The following is a 1,297-nucleotide window of genomic DNA, read 5'->3' as shown; positions in this document are numbered from 1 at the left end:
AACGCCTGCCGGTCCGGCACCCTCGGCCGTCCCTCGACCAGTTTCGGCCCCGGCTTGGGCAGCAACGGTTCTATCAGGGCCCACAGTTCATCCGAAACGATCCACGGCCGCGACTGACGTTTCCCCACGACCAGACCAACGAGCGGATAAGCCAGCAGTCACATGATCAACCACTTCTGTTAGGACTTCTTAGCCAGTTATCCCAACAGGGCAGCCGTGAACATCTCGTGGTGAGCCACCAGCCACTGCTGGATGCGGTCCCAACGCTGCCAACCACCGTGCTCGGACAGCGCCTGGGTGTAGACGGGGTCACCGTCGGCCACTCGATCAGCGACGAAGGCCCGGCAGGTTGCGGTGGCCTGCTCGATGACGCCGGGCAATTCACCGCGCTCCTGCGGGGAGAGACCGTAGCCGTCGGCGAGTATCCGCAGTCGTGCCGGGGCATCCAGCCCCGCGGGATAGAGAACTGCCGCGGACGTGGGATCAAGCATGGGAACCCAGTAGCGGGCGGTCATGGCAACGTCCCATACTGCTCGGCCGGGGGCCGCCAGGTCGAAATCGATCAGGGCTGTGGCACGGCCGTCGCGGAAGACGACGTTTTCCGGGCACACATCGTTGTGGCACAGCATCGTTCCTCCCGCCGGGTCGGCCAGGGATCGGGGCCACTCAGCGCATGCGTCAACCGCGATGGCCGCGCTGGCGTCGTGCAGACGCCTCAACAGGCTTCCCACCGAACTCAACGCGGTCTCGGTCATCACCCAGCGCGGAAACGGCGGTAGAGCGACGTCGCCGGGGATGAAGGTCAACTGCTCGCGGCCGTCTGCGGTGAGACGGATCGGCCTCGGAGCCGCGTCGAACCCGTGCTCTTTGAGCGCGAGGAGATGGGCATGGAGGGCGCGCGCGGTGCGCGGCGCCGGGCGTTCCACCAGGGCACCGTGGCGGAAGACCGCGCCCGCGTTCACCATGCCGCCGATCAGGGCTTCGCCCTCTGCCGTCTCACCCTCAGCCGTCATGTCGATCACGCTACCGTCGGGTCGGCCGTGTGTGGGGCGGTCCCGAAATGCGCCTCGAACTAGGCCGCTCACCTGGGCGTTCGCCGAACGTTGAGGCGGCCTTCGTCTGATCATGTGCTCCGACCAAGGATGCACGTGACCACGACGAAGGCCGTGAAGTGAGTCTGCTGCCTGATCATGTTCCGGGGGAGGGCCTTCCCCCGTGATGGTGGACACGCTTCGTTGATCACGCGGCGAGCGTGAGCTTAGCCGCGTGGTGTCGGCGTTCGTATTCGTTGGGGCTG

At 66.2% G+C, this 1,297-nt stretch carries 1 protein-coding gene and 1 pseudogene; both read right to left on the bottom strand.

Features of this window, described 5'->3' with window-relative positions; genetic code table 11:
* A pseudogene (locus ABT288_RS49980) lies at positions 1-101 on the bottom strand (IS5/IS1182 family transposase); the annotation flags it as partial.
* A 96-nt stretch (positions 102-197) separates the two neighbouring features.
* On the bottom strand, positions 198-1,013 hold the full coding sequence (locus ABT288_RS49975) for a phosphotransferase enzyme family protein (protein ID WP_351623455.1): 816 nt from the start codon (positions 1,011-1,013) through the stop codon (positions 198-200).
* Positions 1,014-1,297: the final 284 nt, after the last annotated feature.

This window comes from Streptomyces sp. NPDC001093 (assembly GCF_040298985.1).
Lineage (GTDB): Bacteria > Actinomycetota > Actinomycetes > Streptomycetales > Streptomycetaceae > Streptomyces.
Note: the sequence above shows the minus strand (reverse complement) of the source record. Positions and strands in the feature narration are given on the sequence as shown.